The sequence below is a fragment of the Roseixanthobacter pseudopolyaromaticivorans genome (assembly GCF_043195145.2).
Lineage (GTDB): Bacteria > Pseudomonadota > Alphaproteobacteria > Rhizobiales > Xanthobacteraceae > NCEH01.
In genome coordinates this window covers 244,172-262,233 of record NZ_CM195539.1, presented here as the reverse complement: position 1 = coordinate 262,233, position 18,062 = coordinate 244,172, and the positions used below count along the sequence as shown (strand labels likewise).

Here is an 18,062-nt window from a genome sequence, read left to right as displayed (position 1 = left end):
GGGCTGGTATGCGCCGCGCGAGGAGCTTCGCTCAGACGCGGATCGCGATTCTCAGGCCGAACGCGTCATGGTCCGGCGGGTCGGGAAAACTGAGCGCGACCGCATGGGCCACCCGCCATGCAGTCCAGGCGCAGGCGCACGCGTCGATGAGATCGTCGAGCCCCACCCGCAGCATGCGCGCGGTGGAGGCGGTCAACGTCTCGGTCGGCAGTCCGGCGGCCTCCAGCAAGCCGACGCGCAGCGCGAGACCCGGCGCATGGGGTGCACTCTTCACCTTCTTCGGCTCGGCGAGCGCGTGCCCCCGCATGGTCCGGAAGCTCACTTCCGGGTGGCATTCCACCAGCCGCGCCCGCAACTCCGGCCGCGCGCGCAGGAGGCGGTCGGCTTCGGCGATTTTGGGGAAGATGTGGAAACATTGCTTGGAGACCGCGCGCGGCGGCTCCGAGGTCGCACGCGCGGCAGCACAGGCGGCGGCATAGAGCGCGCCCTCCCCTTGCCCGGCCTCAGACCCCTCCCCCGTGCCGGCGGCCACGGCCGCGCGTGAGGGCACGGAGAACACGCTCGACTGTCGCATGCCCAGCAGCGGCCGCACGAGGCGTTCCGGCGCGCGGCCACCCGCCCCCACGCAGTCCGGCAGGCCGATCGGAATATCGATGGCGGCGCAGGCGAAAGCCGGATCGCCGGAAAAGCTGTCCTCCAACCAGACGATGCGGGCCAGTTCCAGATTGTCCTGCCCGTCCCAGATCGCGCGCACCCAGCCGCCGGGGCAACCGTCGAAGCCGGCATAGCGCTGCGGCGGAGAAAGCGGGGGCTGGGTCTGCATCGTCATCCGGAGCCGGGAGAGGATCAGCTTTGACGTTGGCATGCGCCCGCATCCCCGGCTAGGTTGCAGAGCACAATTCCTGAGGGGGAGAGAGCCACGATGAGCATCCGTCCGCGCCGCAGCGTGCTGTACATGCCCGGTTCCAACGCGCGCGCCCTGGAAAAGGCCCGCACCCTGCCTGCCGACGCGGTGATCCTGGACCTTGAGGACGCGGTTGCCCCCGACGCCAAGGCGGAGGCCCGCGCGCGGGTGGTGGACAGCGTGAAGGCCGGCGGCTTCGGCCATCGCGAGGTGGTGATCCGCGTCAACGGGCTCGATACGCCCTGGGGCGCGGACGATCTCACCGCCGCCGCCTCTGCCGCGCCCGATGCCATCCTCCTTCCCAAGGTGCAGGACCCCGAGCAGCTCCAGGTCGTGGGTGCGCGCCTGAAGGCGCTCGGCGTGCCGGATGAAACGCGCGTGTGGGCGATGATCGAGACCCCGCTCGCCATCTTCGCCCTCAAGGAGATTGCCGAGGCCGCGCGCGACCCGCTGACCCGGCTCGACGTGTTCGTGCTCGGCACCAACGATCTCGCCAAGGAGACCCGCGCCGCGCTCGTGCCCGGCCGCGCGCCCATGTACGGCTGGCTGATGATGGCGGTCGCCGCCGCCCATGCCTATGGCATCGACGTGCTGGACGGGGTCTGGAACCAGTTCCAGGACATGGAGGGTTTTCTGGCCGAATGCGCGCAGGGCTTCGAGATGGGCATGGACGGCAAGACGCTGATCCACCCCACCCAGATCGAGCCCTGCAACACCGCCTTCAGCCCCCCGGAAGCGGAAATCGCTCGCGCCCGTGCGATCATCGGCGTGTTCGATTTGCCGGAGAACGCCGGAAAGGGCGTGGTGACGCTGGACGGGCGCATGGTGGAGCGCATGCACGCCGACATCGCGCGCCGCACGGTGGCGCTCGCCGACGCCATCGCCGGGCGCGCCTAAGCGCCATGGCCCTCACCATCACCATGCTGGCCTATCCCGGCATGACCCAGCTCGACCTCACAGCGCCGTTCGAGGTGTTCGCCCGCCTGCCGGACGCAAAGGTGCAGATCGCCTGGAAGAAGACCAAGCCGGTGGCCGACGCCGCCGGCCTCTCCATCGTGCCCACGGTCAAATTCTCCAAGGCGGCGCCGGGCGACGTGCTGTTCGTGCCCGGCGGCCCGGGCCAGCTGGCGCTGATGGAGGATGAGGATGTGCTCGACTTCCTCTATGCCCAGGCCAAGGGCGCGCGCTACATCACCTCGGTGTGCACCGGCTCGCTGGTGCTCGCCGCCGCCGGTTTGCTGCGCGGCTATCGCGCCACCTGTCATTGGCTTTCGCTGGACCAATTGGCCCTGCTGGGCGCCATTCCGGTGGCCGAGCGGGTGGTGATCGACCGCAACCGCATCACCGGGGCGGGCGTCACCTCCGGCCTCGATTTCGCCTTGCGGCTCGCCCAGGAAATCGCCGGCGAGGAAGAAGCGCGGCGCATCCGCCTCGCCATTGAATATGATCCCCAGCCGCCCTTCCCGCCCATGCGCGAGGAAGACCCCCGCCTGGTCGAAGAGGTCCGCGCCCGCACCGCCGCGTTCCAGCGCCGCCGCGAAGACGTGGCGGAAAAGGTGGGCCGGCGGCTCAACACGCCCTGAACCGGATGCTCCCATGAAGCTCTATCGCTATCTCACCGGCCCCGACGACGTCTCCTTCTGCAAGCGCGTGAGCGCGGCGCTCAACAAGGGCTGGCAATTGCACGGCGCGCCGACGCTGACCTTCGACCCGGTGAAGGGCCGCGTCATCTGCGGCCAAGCGATCGTGAAGGAAGTGCCGGGCGACTGGTCCGACGACGTGGTGCTGTCGGACCATTAAGCGCCGGCGGCCGACACCGACGGCGCCGCCATGAGCTGCACCCCGCCCGCGGGATGCAGCTCGCTTTCCTCAGGCGAGGTCCCAGGTGGCGTGACGGCCCTCGGCGATGCCGTATTGCAGATAATGCACCAGCGGGTCGATGCCCGCCTCCGCCACGTCCTTATAGTTGGCGAGATAGTCCGACGTATCGAACTGGCTGGAGGGATCGCGCCCCTCCTTCCATCCATAGTTCAAATAATGCTGCAGCGGATCGACACCCGCCTGCGCCACGTCCGGATTCATCGCGAGATAAAAGGACGTATCGAAATAGGCATCGGGGTCGCGCCCCTCGGCCTTGCCGAATTGCAGGTAATGGGCATAGGCGTCCATGCCGGATTGCGCCACGTCCACGTTCGCGAGCTTGTAGAAGGTCGGGTCGAACACGCCCGAGACCAGCTTCGCCGAATCAACCACCGGGCGGATCTGGCGGTCTTCAGCCATGCCGTAGGAAAGATAATGCGCCAGCGGGTCCATGCCCGCCGCCGCCACGTCCGGATTGAGCTTGAGATACAAGCTCGTATCGAACCAGGCGGAGGGGTCGTCGCCATTCTTCCAGCCGACCTGGTCGTAATAATCGAGTGGATTGCTCCCCGCCGCCACCACGTTCGCATGATTGGCGAGATAGGCGGTGGTGCTGAACCAGGCGTTGGGGTCGCGCCCCTCATGCCAGCCGTAGACGGCGTAATGGGTATCGGTATCCAGGCCTGAGGCAAGCACATCGCGGTTGGCGTTGGCGTAGAACACGTCATTGACCAGCACATTCGTGCCGAGGGTGAGCGTCCCCTCCGCAAACAGCAGCTTGGAGACACCGGTGATGTGGTCCTGGCTCGCGCCACCGGCGAGCACGATCTGCGCGCCGGCCTGCATCTGGGTATAATCGGCGATGCCCTTCAGGAGCTGGAGCGTATCGACACCGCCGCCGCCGGTGATCGTGTTGATGCCGCGACCCGACAAGAACAAAGTGTCGGAGGCGTCGCCCACCAGAACGTCGTTGCCGTCGCCCGTGATCAGCGTGTTGAGCTGAATGGTGTCGCTGATCGTGGTCGCGACACCGGCGATCGTGGCCGTGTGGTGCACGAGATCGATGATCGTGTCCGACGTGACGGCCGCCGCATTCAGGGTGTGAGAGCCAACCGTATTGGCGCCCACGACGGCGCGGGACGCATCGGCCGCGGCCGCCTGCGCATAATCATTGGTATAGATAAATGTTTGGCTTTCGGGCGCCGTGTCGCCGACCACCTGCAGGCTGGCGGAAATCACAAGGTCGCCGACGGTCGAGCGATTGGTGATGACGAGCTTCCAGTCTCCCGAAGTGCTCAGCTCGCCCCAATCATGCACGGTGTCGAAGCTGTACGTGATGGCACTCGGCAAGCCGACCGTGGCGGTCTGCGTGACGGGATTGTAGTAAACTGGATTATAGAGGTCCGGGTCGAGGAAAACACTGCTCGTCTCGCCGTTCGGACCGATCAGCATCATATCGACTTGAGAAAGGGTTCCTCCGAACATCTCGAGCGAGACCGAGACGACGACATGCTGAACGCGGATGGGATCTTGGAACCGCGCGGTGAATTCCTGGGTGTTGCCGGCCTGGACCGTGGTTCCGGAAGCTGCCAGGACAACACCTTCGCCGACCGCGTTGGAATAGGTGCTCTGCTTGTGCCAGGTCTCGGCGAGGCGCACGGCCGCGAGAGCGTCAACGTGACCAAAGCCGAGATCATTATTGTAATAATGGCCCCCGCCGTTCCAATCGGTGGCGCCGTTTGTCGCCCAATTGGCCACGCCCTCGGGGGTCTTGGCGCTGTAGGCAAGGATTTCCTGAACATCGCGATAGCCGAGGGATGCATTGGCCTCGAGGATCAGGGCGACCACCCCGGAAACGATCGGCGTCGCGGCGGATGTCCCGTTGAAACCTCCCGCCTTGATCTTTTGGGTCACCGGATCGATCACCGTGCGGTCGAGAACATCGGTATAATCGCCGTCCGGATACGTATTGTATCCCGCCTCCCCAAGCATATCGGTGGTGACGATGCTCGGCAGTTGCGAAACAGAGCCGTTCGCATTGGCTCCGCTGCCCGGAGCCGCCACGAGCACGCTGGGCCCCGGTGTCGAATAGCTGGAAACGGTCCCGTCCACATTGGCCGCCGCCACCGTGATGGCGAAGGGCGAGTTGCTGGTGGGCAGGAAGGTGGAATTGTAATGCTCTTCCCGCGAATTGCCCGCGGCGAAAACGGTGACGATACCGAGACCATCACGGCCAAGCTGGGCCATGTTGATGAAGGAGTTTCGATAGCTGTTTAACGAGCCTTGATCCAGGCTGAACGGTGCGGAGCTCGGCCCCCAGCTGTTGCTGCTGACTTGAACGCCGTCCAACAGAGCGCGGGCCACCGCACGGGCGAAATCATCGCCAGGGCCCCATGTATAGGCGATCGCCTTGGCGTCGAAGGCGACGCCGACGCCGCCGATGTCATTATCGCTGGCAACGATCAGGCCGAGCGTCGACGTGCCATGGTCGTTCAGGGTTTGGCCCGGCCGATCCGTAACGAAATCATACGCTTTGTCCGAAAGATAATTGGCAATGTAATCGGGGTGGTCACCCTGGAAGCCATTGTCGTAAACGCCAACCACAATGCCTTTGCCAGTATAATCCGGCCACACCCCGGTGACGTTGATGTCGTTACGATAGGCGCCAGGCTCCTGAGGAAGATCGTAAATATCCTGTCCGGTGTTAAGCAGATGCCATTGCTGCGCGAACAAAGGATCGTTCGGGATATAGATCTTAGCCATTCTGCTATACTCCGACACAGAGTGGACCGACAGGTCTAAGCCAATAAAAACTCATCAAAATTTCGCGGCGCGGGTGAGCGCCGGGACGACGTCAGGCGAGATCCCAGGTGGCTTGGCGGCCCTCGGCGATACCGAACTGGAGGTAATGAACCAGCGGATCCATGCCGGAGTCCTTCACGTCCGCATAAGCGGCGAGATACCCCTCGGTATCGAACGCGCTGGAGGGGTCCCGACCTTCTTTCCAGCCGTAGTTCAAGTAGTGCTGCAGCGGATCGACCCCGGCTGCCGCCACATCCGGATTATGGGCGAGATAGAAGCTGGTATCGAAATAAGCGTCGGGATTGCGGCCTTCGGCCATGCCGTATTGCAGCCAGTGGGCGAAGGCATCCATGCCGGAGAGCGCGACGTCGGGATTGGCGAGCTTATAAAAGGTCGGGTCGAACGCGCCGTTGATGAGGTGGCTCGAATCCACCACCGGGCGCACCTCGCGTCCCTCGGCCTCGCCGTACGCCAGGAAGTGCGCGAGCGGATCGATGCCGGCCGCCGCCACGTCCGGGTTGAGCTTCAGATAGAGGGTGGTATCGAACCAGGCGGAGGGGTCGTCGCCGTTCTTCCAGCCGACATCGTTGTAATAGGTGAGCGGGTTGACGTGCGCCGCGCTGACATCGGCATGGTTCGCAAGATAGCTCACCGTGCTGAACCAGGCGTTGGGGTCCCGGCCTTCTTTCCACCCGTAGAGATCGTAATGGGTATCGGTATCGATGCCGGACGCGAGCACGTCGCGGTTCGCCGTGGCGTAGAAGACGTCGTTGACCAGCACGTTGTTGCCGAGCGTCAGCGTGCCGTCGGCGAAGACGAACTTCGCAATGCCCTGCGCGGCGTCGTTGCTGGCGCTGCCGGTAAGTAAGAGCTCATCGCCCCATTGGACCTGGGAATAATCGGCGATGCCCTTCAGGAGCTGAAGGGTATCGACCCCGCCGCCGCCGACGATGGAATTGATGCCGCGACCGGAAATGAACAGGTTGTCGGAGGCATCTCCCACCAGGGAATCGTTGCCGTCGCCGGTGATCAAGGTGCCGAAGAGGCTGGTGGGGTCGAGCGTGGTGTAAACGCCGGCGATGTGCGCCAGATGAGACGAGAGATCGATCGAGGTGTTGGAGGTGACGGCCGCGGCATTGATCGCGTTGATCCCCTCCGCGCTCAGCATAGTGCGCCCGGCCTCGCTCCCGCCCAGCCGCGCGTAATCATCGGTATAGATGAAGGTCTGACCGGCGGATGGCTTGTCGCCGAGCAGCTCCAGCGAGGCATCAATCGTCAGGTCGCTGCTGCGGAGATTGGAAATGGTGAGCGTCCATTCGCCGGCCGTGCTGATCTGCCCCCAATTGTGCACGGTGTCGAACACCAGATGGTTCGTACTTCCCGAGATGGAGTCCGAGGCGTGCAGCAAGCTGCTCGTGCCGCTGCCGCCCGGGCCGATGAGCGAGATATCGACGCCTGTGGTGGGATCGTTGGAGTTAACGTACAGCTCGATCGTGAGCAGCACATGCTGCACCCGCAGCACGTCCGAGAAAGACACGCTGAAGCTCTTGGTCTCGCCCGACGCGATGGTGAGGTCGACACCGAACGGGTCGTCGTCGGGCAGAAACTGCGCTGTCGCAGTGGTCATGTTGTCGTAGGTGCTCTGCTTGGTCCACGTCTCGGCGAGGCGGACGGCAGCGAGGGCATTGACCTCACCGAAGCCCAGGTCGTTGCTGTAGAGGTGGCCACCGCCATTCCAATCGGTGGCGCCATTCGTGCTCCAGGTGGTGACCCCTTGGGGCGTCCGCGCGCTGTAGGCGAGGATCTCCTGAACGTCGCGATAGCCCAGCGTCGGGTTGGCTTGCAGCATCAGCGCGACCACACCGGCCACAATCGGCGTCGCGGCGGAGGTTCCGTTGAAGCCCACGCTCCCGGCGGTGCCGTAGAGGTCGGTGTAATCGCCATTGGCGGTCTTGTTGTAGCCCGCGGTTCCCAGAAGATCGGTGGTGACGATGCTCGGCAGCTCCTTGGCGCTGCCGGATGAATCGCCGCTGCCTGGGGCTGCGACCAGGATGCTTGCCCCGGGGGTCGAATAGCTGGAGACCGTGCCGTCCACGTTCGCCGCAGCGACCGTTATGCCATAAGGCGAGCTGGTCGACAGGCTGCCATTGGTATCAACACCCCGCGCGCGTTCGTTGCCCGCGGCAAACAGGGCGACGGTGCCGAGCCCCTCGCGACCGATCTGCACCAGGCTGATCATCGCGCCGTCGAACATGGAACGCTCGGTGGCCGAGGACGAGAGGATGTTTCCCCACCCCCAGCTGTTGCTCAAGACGTCCGCGCCATCCAGGAGAACACGGTTCACCGCCCGAATGAAGGTCGACCCCGGACTGCCGAATGTATAGCCGATGCCCTTAGCGCCAAACGCCACCCCCACGCCGCCGATGTCGTTGTCGGCGGCGATGACGAGACCCATGGTGGCCGTGCCGTGCTGGGGCTGTCCGTTGCCATTGGTCAGAAAGCTATAGGATTTGTCCGTCAGATAATTGGGCGCGAGGTCGGGATGGGAGGCTTGGAAACCGCCATCCAGGACGGCGACCTCCACGCCCTCGCCCGTGTAGTCCGGCCACACCGCGGTGACGTTGATGTCGTTGTGATAGGCATTGGGATCTTGCGGTAGACCGAAGATGTCCTGGCCGGTGTTGAGCAGATGCCATTGCTGCGCAAACAGGGGATCGGATGGGATGTAAGTCTTGGTCATTCCCGCCTCGCTCCAACCGCGCCCAAAAGGGAGGTAGAATTGTGAGGCATTTTTGTGCTGATCCGGTGTCAAAAGTCAATAACGGATCGCTGCTGCACGAAAGAACAACGTCTGAAATCACGTCTTTCTCTGGGGCAACTATAGTCTCGGTCTACTGATCAAGCCTGCAACGGTGTAGAAGTTCTGAGGTTCAATTCAAGGTCGTAGGGTACCCGCGCGCCACCGGAAACTTGGCCGGTGGACACCTGGGCGAGCAGCCGGGAACGGCGAGCGCCACCGGCGCAGCGCCGGCAGCGGAGGAGACGCGCCAGAGCGGGAAAGTCGGCGCGCCGGAGAGGCTCAGGCCTGGGCCATAGCGCTGGAGAAGGTGCGGGCGGTGGGCGGCAGCAGCACGATGGCGACATCCACGTCGTCGCCCGCCTTGGCGAATTCCGCCTTCACCGAGGAAGACAGCTCGGCCACCGCATCGCGGGCCTGCGCCACCGTCCATGTGGGGTCGAAGCCGAGATGCAGCTCCACCATCATCTTGCCGCCGTGCGACCGGGTGCGGATGTCGCCCAATTCCTCGAAATCGTCGAAATGGGCGGTGAGCGCCTTCAGGATGCGCAGCTGCCCAGCCTCGCCGATCGCCTGGTCGAGCAGCGAACCAAGGGAGTTCGTGAGCATCTCGAAGATGTTGTAGACCATGAAGGCGATGACGACGAATGACGCCGCCGGGTCCAGATAGGCCACCCAGGCGATTTCGTCGAAAGCCGACGTGATCACCGTGACGATGAAAACCGAGCCGCTGGAACAGGCCGAGACCAGATGCACGCGCGCCTGGGCCGCCAGCACCGGAGACTTGGTCTCCCGCGCCTGCCGCACTGCCTTACGATTGAGATAGCCGTTGCCCACGACCGCCACGAAGGTGACGGCGAGGCCCAGCCCGGCGCCGCTCACCGGCTCGGGATGCAGCACGCCCATGATGGCGCGCGAGCTGGCGATGATCACCAGCACCACCTGGAGCACCGCGATCATCAGCTCGGCGAGGTTTTCCAGCTTGCCGAGGCCGTAGGCATAGCGCCCCGCGCTGCCCTTGTGCGCGATGCGCAGCACCAGCCAGCACGCGGTGAGCGAGGTGAGATCGAAGGAGGTAGCCAGCAGGTCCGTGAGCACCGCCGCCGAATTGGTCATCGTCGCGGCGAGCACGTAGAAGGGAAACAGGCAGGCCACGAAAATCATGGCCTGGAACGATAAATTCTGGCTGCTGGATCCCGACACGCAACGCCCCCTTCGCTTGCCTGCGCGCATGAGGACCGCGCAATCGCGCGGCGTCAAGCGCCAACACCGCGCGACACGGGACGCAGCCAGAAATCACCGCTGGAAAACCGCCGGAACCGTTGCGCTGCAAACCCGCGCTGGGCAACATAGGGCGCTGTTCGCAGGGGGCTCCATGTCCAAGACCAATTCGGGCAATTTCTTCGAGGACTTTTCCATCGGCCAGATCATCCGCCACGCGACGCCGCGGACGGTGACGGTGGGCGATGTCAGCCTCTATAGCGCCCTCTACGGTTCGCGCTTCGCCGTGCAATCGGGCGACAGCTTCGCCCAGGGCCTCGGCTATCCCCGCGCGCCGGTGGACGATTTGCTGGTGTTCCACATCGTGTTCGGAAAGACCGTGCCCGACATCTCGCTGAACGCGGTGGCGAACCTCGGCTATGCGGGCGGGCGGTTCCTGGCCCCGGTCTATCCCGGCGACACCCTGCACGCGGTCTCCGAGGTGATCGGCCTGCGGGAAAATTCCAACGGGCAGAGCGGCGTGGTCTATGTGCGCTCCACCGGCTTCAACCAGGACGGCGTCGAGGTGCTGGACTATGTGCGCTGGGTGATGGTGCGCAAGCGCGACCCCCGCGCCCAGGCGCAGGAAACGCTGATTCCCGTGCTGCCCGCCGCTCTCGCCCCCGACGCGCTGGGCGATGCCGTGCCGCCGCTGGATCTGGAAGGCTGGCGCGACGACCTTTCCGGCTCACCCTACCGCTTCTCCGACTATGAGATCGGCGAGCGCATCGACCATGTGGACGGCTCCACGGTGGAGGAGGCCGAGCACATGATCGCGACCCGCCTCTACCAGAACACGGCGAAGGTGCATTTCAACCAGTTCACCGAGGGCCAGGGCCGCTTCGGCCGCCGCCTGATCTATGGCGGGCACGTGATCTCGATCGCCCGCGCCCTGTCCTTCAACGGCCTCGCAAACGCATTCCATGTGGCCGCCATCAACGGCGGGCGCCATGTCTCGCCTTTGTTCGCGGGCCTGACCGTGTTCGCCTGGAGCGAGATTCTCGACACGGCGGAAGTCTCCGGGCGCGACGACGTGGGCGCGCTGCGCGTGCGCACCATCGCCACCAAGGACTATCCCTGCACCGACTTCCCGCTGAAGGACGGCGAGGATTACGACCCGAGCGTCATCCTCGACCTGGACTATTGGGTGCTCATTCCCCGGTAGCCCGACGCCGGTCGGTCCCGCCGGCCCACGCGCGCCAGCCACAGGAATCGGAAGCCTCCCGCAGCCCGCCCGGGAATGCCGGTCGGCGAGACGCCCGCCAGCGAGACGGGCGCTGGCGGGCGCGCGCCGCCGGCTTGCTTCGTTCGTCCGCCCCCAATTTCCTGCGGCGCAATGCCGCCCATCGCGCAATTGTGTCCTGCATTGCCCCGCCTCAGCTCCCTCAAGGGAACAGGTTGCAATGCACCACGTGCACGCGTGCAGCGCAGCTAAACCGGCGCACCGGGCCTACATTCCCTCATGGGAAGGATAAGCTCCAGAGCTGTCTTCATTTTTGCTTTACCCTTAGGGCAATTCCGCGCCCACGTCGGGCCGCGAACGCGGCACTCGGCCACCGGGGGCGACCGAAAATGCTGCTTTGCGAAAGGTTCGGCAGCATCTCTGTCCCAACGGCAGCCCCTACGGCATGCCGTTACGTGCGGACCTTAGGTAAACCTTTGATCTCAATGCACATTTCGTAACGGCACGACTTGCAAGACGGCGCATCGTCTGCTGTGCTCCGGCTTCTGCGTATCTGGCATGCCAAATACCGATGGCGCTGGAAGCCCGAATTCGCCGGGGCCTCGCGTCGGACAGGATCAAGCGATGACCGCGCACCGCGCGGGTAATTCCAAACCCCAGAGTGCGGGCGGACGGGTCCCTAAGGCCACCCAGAATGGCCGCCCAAGAGGAAACGAACGAGGATAGCCATGGTTGAAGCCGAACAGTCCAAAGTCGCGACGCAGCGCTGGTTCCAGCTCGCTTTCGGCGTGATCTGCATGGCGATGATCGCCAATCTCCAATACGGGTGGACGCTGTTCGTCGATCCGATCGAGGCCGAGCACCATTGGGGCCGTGCCGCCATCCAGACCGCCTTCACCATCTTCGTGCTGACCGAAACCTGGCTGGTGCCGGTCGAGGCCTGGTTCGTCGATCGCTACGGCCCGCGCCTCGTGGTGGCCTTCGGCGGCATCATGATCGCCGGCGCCTGGGTGATGAACTCCTACGCCACCTCCCTCGCCATGCTCTATACGGGCGCGGTCATGGCCGGCATCGGCGCCGGCTCGGTCTACGGTACCTGCGTCGGCAATGCGCTGAAGTGGTTCCCCCACAATCGCGGTCTTGCGGCCGGCATCACCGCCGCCGGCTTCGGCGCGGGCGCTGCCCTCACCGTCATGCCCATCGCCCACATGATCCAGGTTCAGGGCTACCAGGCTGCCTTCTTCTATTTCGGCATCGGCCAGGGCGCCATCGTGCTGGTGCTGTCGCTGCTGCTGCGCCATCCCCACGGCTCCATGGGCCCCGCCCCCAAGAAGAGCCGCGTGGTTCAGAGCGCGGTGGAATACACCCCCCGCCAGACCCTGGGGCGCCCGATCTTCTGGCTGCTCTACGCAATGTTCGTGATGGTCGCGGCCGGCGGCCTGATGGCGGCGGCGCAGATCGGCCCCATCGCCCACGACTTCAAGGTCGCCGACGTGCCGGTGAGCCTGTTCGGCGTCACCATGGCGGCGCTGACCTTCGCCATCTCGCTCGACCGCATCCTGGACGGCTTCGGTCGCCCGTTCTTCGGCTGGGTGTCGGACCGCATCGGCCGCGAGAACACCATGTTCATCGCCTTCACCATCGCCGCCGGCTCGCTGCTGATGCTGGTCTATAACGGCCACAATCCCTATGTGTTCGTGATCTTCTCGGCCTTGTTCTTCGGCGTGTTCGGCGAGATCTACTCGCTGTTCCCCGCCACCTGCGGCGACACGTTCGGCTCCAAGTTCGCCTCCACCAACGCCGGCATGCTCTACACCGCGAAGGGCACTGCGGCGCTGATGGTGCCGATCGCTTCCATCGTCGCGGCCGCCTACGGCTGGTCGATGGTGTTCGCGATCTCGGTCGGGCTGAACCTGACGGCCGCCTTCCTCGCCATGTTCATCCTGAAGCCCTGGCGCGCACGCATCTTCGCCCGCACCGCGACCCAGGTGGACTCGGCGCCCAAGGCCTTCACCACCGAGCGCACCGCGCCCTGACACAATCGGGGACCGGCAGGCCGGTCCCTGTCTCTTTCTGGCCGGCCAGCCGGTCACCGATTCGAAAGGCCGGCCCGTGCGCCGGCCTTTTGCATGTGAAGGCTGGCTATTGCGCGCCGGCCGGCTTTGCGGCGGCGGAATTCTTCACCGGAGATGGCATCGGCAGCGGCACGTCGAGCCGGCCGCCGGCCGCAGAGGGTGCGGGATGCGTGCCCTGGCCGCCAGGCGCGAAGGAGAGGCCCGCCCCGAAGGGCGCGCCCGCCACAGGAGGCGGGGCCAGGGTGAAGCGGGAGAAGAAGGCCCAGATCTCCTCGCCCGAATCCATGTCCTGGCTGCGCAGGCCGAGGAACGGCTGCGCCAGTTCGCCGGTGGTCTCCACCCGGGCCGGCGGCTGGTGTCCGCCGCGCTCCACCCGAAAAAGCGCCACCTCCGCATTATCACGGCAGCCCTCCCAGCGGCGCACTGAGATGCGGGTGCCGTCGAACGGCGCGAGATCCGGCAGCTGCGTCACCTGCGTGCCGCCGCAGCCATTGGCCTTGGCGAACAGTTCCGCGCTGTCCGGCGCGGAAAGGGTCGCGCCGAGCGGGGTCCAGAAGCCGTCCCAGGAGATCACCGGATCGGCCGTGCCGTGGATGAACATGATGGGCACGGCGCGCGCCGGCCGGCAGCTTTCGCGCACATTGGCGGGCGCCGTGGCCATGATGACGGCATAGGCGGCGAAGGTTTCCGCATGCTCGCAGGCCATGCGTTCCACCATGAAGCCGCCGTTGGAGATGCCGACCAGATAGATGCGGTTGGGATCGGCGATGCCTTCCGCCACCAGGGACTGCGCCAGCGCCAGCAGAAACGGCACGTCCTCGCCCGGCCGCAGCGCCGCCTTCAGGCGCATGGCCGCCGGGCGCGAATCATCCCACACGCGCCCGATGCCCTGCGGATAGGCCACCACCAGCCCTTCCCGCGTGGCGGTGGGCTCCAGCCCGAAATAGCCCTTGAAGCTCTGGGAGGTCTGGGCCGCCCCGTGCAGGGCGATGATGGTGGGGCGCGGCCCCGTGACGCCCACGGGCTGCGACAACAGATAGGTGCGCTTCTCCTCGCCCACCTGCATGCTGCGTTCGCGCACGGCGTTCTGCGCCAGGGCGGGCAAGCCGGACAGCACCAGCAGCACTAGCCCCAGCAACCGACTCCAAAACCGATCCGAGACCCGACCGAAGCTCAAAAGCGGCCACCGCGCCGCGCAACCACACCGCATGCATTCATTCCCTGCCGCACGCGCGATCCGGTTCCCCCGGCGCGTGATGCGGCCTCACCTCGTGCCGTGCCCCGCTCTCTTAGACACCGAAGGGCGTCAAGGCTCCAGGCATCGTGATGATTTTGTCGGTGAAGGGCAGCACACGACCGCGCGATGCGCTACGTTAGTACCGTTCAAAATGTTGCCAAAAAGTCACGGCAATGCGGCAGCGCCGGCCATGGACACGCGTTTTTGATTTCGCTCAAATCCGCCTCGGCTTTGCGGGTCAACTTTGCCCCTACGGATTCTTAACAGGGGCTTTTCAAATGGGCATGGGAAATTGGGGCCGGGCGGCCCTTGCAGGTCTGGCGGCTCTGGTCGTCACCACGGGCGCCAATGCGGCGGACCTTTATACGCCGGTGAAGGCGCCGGTGGCTCCGGTGGTCGAGCAGAGCCCGTGGATGATCCGCCTGCGGGCGCTCGCCGTGCTGCCGAATGACAGCGGCCACGTGAACAACGTTCCCTTCTCCGATTTGTCCTATTCCAACTCGGTCGTGCCGGAACTGGACATCAGCTATTTCTTCACGAAGAACATCGCTGCGGAACTGGTCCTCGGCGTGACCCCGCATAATATCTATGGTCAGGGCTCTCTGGCCGGCACCAATGTGGGCCGCGTGTGGCTCCTGCCCCCGACCCTGATGCTGCAATACCACTTCACCGACTTCGGCCCCTTCAAGCCCTATGTGGGCGCGGGCATCAACTACACCATGTTCTTCAATCAGGACGCCAAGGACGTGTACTCGGTGGACGTGAAGAACACGCTCGGCTGGGCCCTCCAGGCCGGCTTCGACTATATGATCGACAAGCATTGGGGCGTGAACATCGACGTGAAGAAGCTCTTCCTGGAGCCTGACTTCACGGTCACCACCGCTCCCGGCGCCCTGCCGCTGGCCGGCACCGCCAATCTTAATCCCTGGCTGATCGGCGCGGGCGTGACCTACCGCTTCTGACGACCGCGCCGCCGGCCGCGTCCGTCGGTCGGGGCGTACAGCCAGGAACCTGAGCGCGGGATTCGTCCCGCGCTTTTTTATTTGCGGTTGCGGTGCTGAGATGCCGCACGCGTCCCGTGCTGGAAGCGATGGACCGCGCGCTTGTTGTGGCTAAGATCCACATTTGAATAAGAACAAGAAGCGCTCCGGACCGTGCTTGCCTTCCCTGAAAACAAATGTCCGTTCAATACCTTGCCCTATGCAGCCGGACTCGCCCACGTCGGCGCCGCGGAAGCCCATGCCAGCGGCCGCTTGGTCATCCTGCGGCGCGCCATCCCCGGCACCGGGCTCAGCGACGGCATCTCGCCCTGGCCCTATCTTTGGATCGGAGGACAAAGCGAGATCGAGGCGCTGCATCATGATTTCCGCCATCTCGTTACCCTGACCATCCTCTGCCAACCCGGCTATCGTCCAAGCGGTTGCGACGCCACGCTCCTGAAGCATCATTTCGTCTATGATCCCGCTTTGCCTGAGCCGCCGTTGAGTCGGCGGGCGCAGGCGCGGCTCGACGGGTGCGCCCGCACCGCATGTTTTGAGCTGGTGGTCGACCCCGCCGAACGCCTCGCCATCGTCGCCCTTTATGCCGCTCTCAAAGAGCGGCGCGGCCTCGGCGGAGGCCTGTTCGACATGGATCTAAGCCATTTCGCGGCCATCGCGGCCCTGGACCAGAGCGTATTCTTCCGCGTCAGATCCGGCGAGCGCATCGGTGCCATGGCCTGCGGCGTAGTTTTCGCCGACATGCTGCAAATCCTGCATATCGTACCGAGTAGCGACGGCCTGCAGTGGAACGCCAGCTATCTGCTGATGCACGCGCTGCAGAACCACGTGCGCACGCACAATTTGAAACTGTTCACGGGCGGGATGCCCGATGGCGGTGGCATTGGATTGCGCGTTTTCAAGTCACGATGGGCGAACCGCATGGAACCGGTCCACATGATACGGATCGTGAACGACCATCAGGCCTATGCCGAACTGTGCTCCGGAAAGAGTGGCACGCAGGGCTATTTTCCGGCCTATCGGAGCCCCGCGTGACGACGCGGAGCGAGATCCTGCAGCACACGCCGAAGACCTTTCTGATCTGGGCGCCCCATTACACCCACCGCAGTTCCGGCGTGCGGGCGCTGTTCCGCCTGTGCCATCATCTCAACACATGCGGCTATCCAAGCGCCATGCTCTGCGATGCCGGAGCACCGCTGCCCGCGTGGAATTGCCTGCCGCACGACGGGCCCGTCGCCGACAGCATCGTTGTCTATCCGGAAGTCGTTCACGGCAATCCGCACGAAGCCCAACGGGTGGTCCGCTGGGCGCTGAACGTTCCCGGCCTGCTCGGAGGCGATCCCCATTTCGCGGATGAGGAGATGGTTTTCCTCTACGATCGGCAAAAATTGGCGGCGGTGCAGAGCGCCGTTGGAACGCACATCGGGCTTGAGCGCGTGCTCTGGATGGGTCTGGTCGATCCGGCGCACATCTATCCCGACCCCTCGGTGCCGAAGACCCTCGATTGTTCCTTCCAGCACAAAGGGCGGCATCTGGCGGAAAAAATTCCGCTGCCCCAAGGGCTCGAGCTGCAGCCTCTGGAAGACCTGACGCCCGACATGGCCGCGCTCGGTGATACGTTGCGCCGCACCCATACGCTCTATTCCTACGACCATTACAGCAATGTGCTGCGCGAAGCGGTGATCTGCGGCTGCGAGGTCAGAGTGGTTGACGCAAACGGGGCGTGGCATGATCCGCGCACGTGCGGCTGCACGCCGAACATCCGCTGGGACGCCGATCTGTTGACGAGCTACGCGAACGCGTTCCACTCGCACGCATTCGTCGCGCCTTTTATTGCCGAGTTGCGGCGGCGCTTCGATGTTCCGGCTCCAAATCCCTGGTGGCCGCCGATCCTGCCATGCCCCGCAGCGTGAGGCGCACGCGACCTGTTGAGGGGACCTGCTGCACCAGCCACTGGCGCAGCCGGCCGCAAGGGTCGTAACATGGCGGCGCAATCTCGCCTGACCCCGGGACGGCGAAGGCTTCCTCGCATTGCGGCATTTTCCGCGCGTGGATGCAAACCCGCCTTTGGAATCGTTGCGAACTGCCGACGATTGAGATACCTGATCGTTCGATTTTCGGAGGAGGCCCATGGCCGACAGCCCGCTGCGTATCGAGCGCCCGCTCTCTCCCCATCTACAGGTCTACCGACCGCTCTTCACGATGGTGATGTCCATCGTGCACCGCATCACCGGTTGCGCGCTGTATTTTGGCACCGTTCTGCTGGTCTGGTGGCTTCTGGCCGCGGCCGGCTCCCCCGATGCGTACGGCACCTTCGCCGCCGTGGCCGGCTCCTGGATCGGGCGGCTCGTGCTGCTCGGCTTCACCTGGGCGCTGATTCACCACGCGCTCGGCGGCGTGCGCCACTTCATGTGGGATTTCATCATCGGCTTCGGCCCGAAGGAGCGCGTGCTGCTCGCCAAGGCGACGCTCGCCGGCTCCATCGTCCTCACCCTGGTGGTGTGGGCGATCGGCCTTGCGGTCAAGGGCTGAGGAGACAGCATCATGCACAGTCCCAAGGCGCATTCCCCCATGCGCACGCCGCTCGGCCGCGTGCGCGGGCTCGGCTCCGCCCGCTCCGGCACGGAACATTTCTTCGTCCAGCGGGTCACCGGCCTTGCCAATCTGCTGCTGGCCATCGCCTTCATCGCGATCGTGATCTCGCTCGCCGGCGAGAGCTACGCCACCGTGCGCGCCGCGCTCGGCAGCCCGGTGATCGCCGTCATCATTCTGCTGACCCTGCTCTCGGTGACCACCCACATGCGCATCGGCATGCAGGTGGTGATCGAGGATTATGTCCATAACGAAGGCGCGAAGGTGCTCTGCATCATCGCCAACACCTTCTTCACGGTTGCGGTCGGCCTCGCCGGTGCGTTCGCCGTGCTCAAGATCAGCCTGGGAGGCTGA

General features: G+C 64.9%; 15 protein-coding genes. 10 read left to right on the top strand and 5 right to left on the bottom strand.

What is annotated here, in order from left to right:
• Positions 1 to 31: 31 nt before the first annotated feature.
• Positions 32 to 865, bottom strand: coding sequence for a DUF429 domain-containing protein (locus V5F68_RS01145; RefSeq protein ID WP_394015980.1), 834 nt, complete (start codon positions 863 to 865; stop codon positions 32 to 34).
• Between the two features lie 57 nt (positions 866 to 922).
• Here V5F68_RS01145 and V5F68_RS01140 point away from each other — a divergent pair, with 57 nt between their 5' ends.
• The 3 genes from V5F68_RS01140 to V5F68_RS01130 are packed head-to-tail and all read left to right on the top strand — an operon-like array spanning position 923 to position 2,704.
• Positions 923 to 1,801 carry an HpcH/HpaI aldolase/citrate lyase family protein gene (locus tag V5F68_RS01140; RefSeq protein WP_394015979.1) on the top strand — a complete coding sequence of 293 codons (879 nt, stop codon included), beginning with the start codon at positions 923 to 925 and terminating at the stop codon, positions 1,799 to 1,801.
• Positions 1,802 to 1,806: 5 nt separating this feature from the next.
• On the top strand, positions 1,807 to 2,487 hold the full coding sequence (locus V5F68_RS01135; RefSeq protein WP_394015978.1) for a DJ-1/PfpI family protein: 681 nt from the start codon (positions 1,807 to 1,809) through the stop codon (positions 2,485 to 2,487).
• Positions 2,488 to 2,500: 13 nt separating this feature from the next.
• Positions 2,501 to 2,704 (top strand): DUF1737 domain-containing protein, encoded by a 204-nt coding sequence (locus V5F68_RS01130; RefSeq protein WP_394015977.1) that lies wholly within the window; start codon positions 2,501 to 2,503, stop codon positions 2,702 to 2,704.
• Between the two features lie 69 nt (positions 2,705 to 2,773).
• Here V5F68_RS01130 and V5F68_RS01125 read toward each other — a convergent pair whose 3' ends face one another.
• From V5F68_RS01125 to V5F68_RS01115, 3 genes are all read right to left on the bottom strand, one after another.
• Positions 2,774 to 5,527 carry a S8 family peptidase gene (locus V5F68_RS01125; protein ID WP_394015976.1) on the bottom strand — a complete coding sequence of 918 codons (2,754 nt, stop codon included), beginning with the start codon at positions 5,525 to 5,527 and terminating at the stop codon, positions 2,774 to 2,776.
• 91 nt (positions 5,528 to 5,618) lie between these two features.
• On the bottom strand, positions 5,619 to 8,306 hold the full coding sequence (locus tag V5F68_RS01120) for a S8 family serine peptidase (RefSeq protein ID WP_394015975.1): 2,688 nt from the start codon (positions 8,304 to 8,306) through the stop codon (positions 5,619 to 5,621).
• A gap of 339 nt (positions 8,307 to 8,645) precedes the next feature.
• Positions 8,646 to 9,566 carry a cation diffusion facilitator family transporter gene (locus tag V5F68_RS01115; RefSeq protein ID WP_394015974.1) on the bottom strand — a complete coding sequence of 307 codons (921 nt, stop codon included), beginning with the start codon at positions 9,564 to 9,566 and terminating at the stop codon, positions 8,646 to 8,648.
• 172 nt (positions 9,567 to 9,738) lie between these two features.
• Between V5F68_RS01115 and V5F68_RS01110 the strand changes: the two genes are divergently transcribed.
• A complete protein-coding gene (locus V5F68_RS01110) occupies positions 9,739 to 10,788 on the top strand; it encodes a MaoC family dehydratase (protein WP_394015973.1) in 1,050 nt (349 codons plus the stop codon).
• 746 nt (positions 10,789 to 11,534) lie between these two features.
• The gene (gene oxlT, locus V5F68_RS01105; RefSeq protein ID WP_394015972.1) at positions 11,535 to 12,842 is read left to right on the top strand and encodes an oxalate/formate MFS antiporter; all 1,308 of its coding nucleotides are present in this window, start codon (positions 11,535 to 11,537) and stop codon (positions 12,840 to 12,842) included.
• Between the two features lie 106 nt (positions 12,843 to 12,948).
• On the opposite strand, the gene V5F68_RS01100 is transcribed toward oxlT, so the two are convergent.
• Complete coding sequence (locus V5F68_RS01100) at positions 12,949 to 14,019, bottom strand: CE1 family esterase (RefSeq protein ID WP_394015971.1); 1,071 nt, start codon at positions 14,017 to 14,019, stop codon at positions 12,949 to 12,951.
• Between the two features lie 377 nt (positions 14,020 to 14,396).
• On the opposite strand from V5F68_RS01100, the gene V5F68_RS01095 reads away from it, so the two are divergent.
• The 5 genes from V5F68_RS01095 (at position 14,397) to sdhD (ending at position 18,062) form a co-directional block, all read left to right on the top strand.
• Positions 14,397 to 15,080: an OmpW/AlkL family protein gene (locus V5F68_RS01095; protein ID WP_394015970.1), complete on the top strand. Its 684-nt coding sequence runs from the start codon at positions 14,397 to 14,399 to the stop codon at positions 15,078 to 15,080.
• A 192-nt stretch (positions 15,081 to 15,272) separates the two neighbouring features.
• A complete protein-coding gene (locus tag V5F68_RS01090) occupies positions 15,273 to 16,151 on the top strand; it encodes a hypothetical protein (protein ID WP_394015969.1) in 879 nt (292 codons plus the stop codon).
• Between the two features lie 80 nt (positions 16,152 to 16,231).
• Positions 16,232 to 17,029 (top strand): hypothetical protein, encoded by a 798-nt coding sequence (locus V5F68_RS01085; protein ID WP_394015968.1) that lies wholly within the window; start codon positions 16,232 to 16,234, stop codon positions 17,027 to 17,029.
• Positions 17,030 to 17,246: 217 nt separating this feature from the next.
• Complete coding sequence (sdhC, locus tag V5F68_RS01080; protein ID WP_394015967.1) at positions 17,247 to 17,648, top strand: succinate dehydrogenase, cytochrome b556 subunit; 402 nt, start codon at positions 17,247 to 17,249, stop codon at positions 17,646 to 17,648.
• A gap of 12 nt (positions 17,649 to 17,660) precedes the next feature.
• A complete protein-coding gene (gene sdhD, locus V5F68_RS01075) occupies positions 17,661 to 18,062 on the top strand; it encodes a succinate dehydrogenase, hydrophobic membrane anchor protein (protein WP_394015966.1) in 402 nt (133 codons plus the stop codon).

What these genes read in the sequence shown, in the direction of transcription:
- V5F68_RS01120 (WP_394015975.1), bottom strand. Translation starts at nt 8,306, where the DNA reads ATGACCAAGACTTACATCCCATCCGATCCCCTGTTTGCGCAGCAATGG.
- V5F68_RS01130 (WP_394015977.1), top strand. Translation starts at nt 2,501, where the DNA reads ATGAAGCTCTATCGCTATCTCACCGGCCCCGACGACGTCTCCTTCTGC.
- V5F68_RS01125 (WP_394015976.1), bottom strand. Translation starts at nt 5,527, where the DNA reads ATGGCTAAGATCTATATCCCGAACGATCCTTTGTTCGCGCAGCAATGG.
- V5F68_RS01110 (WP_394015973.1), top strand. Translation starts at nt 9,739, where the DNA reads ATGTCCAAGACCAATTCGGGCAATTTCTTCGAGGACTTTTCCATCGGC.
- V5F68_RS01135 (WP_394015978.1), top strand. Translation starts at nt 1,807, where the DNA reads ATGGCCCTCACCATCACCATGCTGGCCTATCCCGGCATGACCCAGCTC.
- sdhD (WP_394015966.1), top strand. Translation starts at nt 17,661, where the DNA reads ATGCACAGTCCCAAGGCGCATTCCCCCATGCGCACGCCGCTCGGCCGC.
- V5F68_RS01140 (WP_394015979.1), top strand. Translation starts at nt 923, where the DNA reads ATGAGCATCCGTCCGCGCCGCAGCGTGCTGTACATGCCCGGTTCCAAC.
- oxlT (WP_394015972.1), top strand. Translation starts at nt 11,535, where the DNA reads ATGGTTGAAGCCGAACAGTCCAAAGTCGCGACGCAGCGCTGGTTCCAG.
- V5F68_RS01095 (WP_394015970.1), top strand. Translation starts at nt 14,397, where the DNA reads ATGGGCATGGGAAATTGGGGCCGGGCGGCCCTTGCAGGTCTGGCGGCT.
- sdhC (WP_394015967.1), top strand. Translation starts at nt 17,247, where the DNA reads ATGGCCGACAGCCCGCTGCGTATCGAGCGCCCGCTCTCTCCCCATCTA.
- V5F68_RS01145 (WP_394015980.1), bottom strand. Translation starts at nt 865, where the DNA reads ATGCCAACGTCAAAGCTGATCCTCTCCCGGCTCCGGATGACGATGCAG.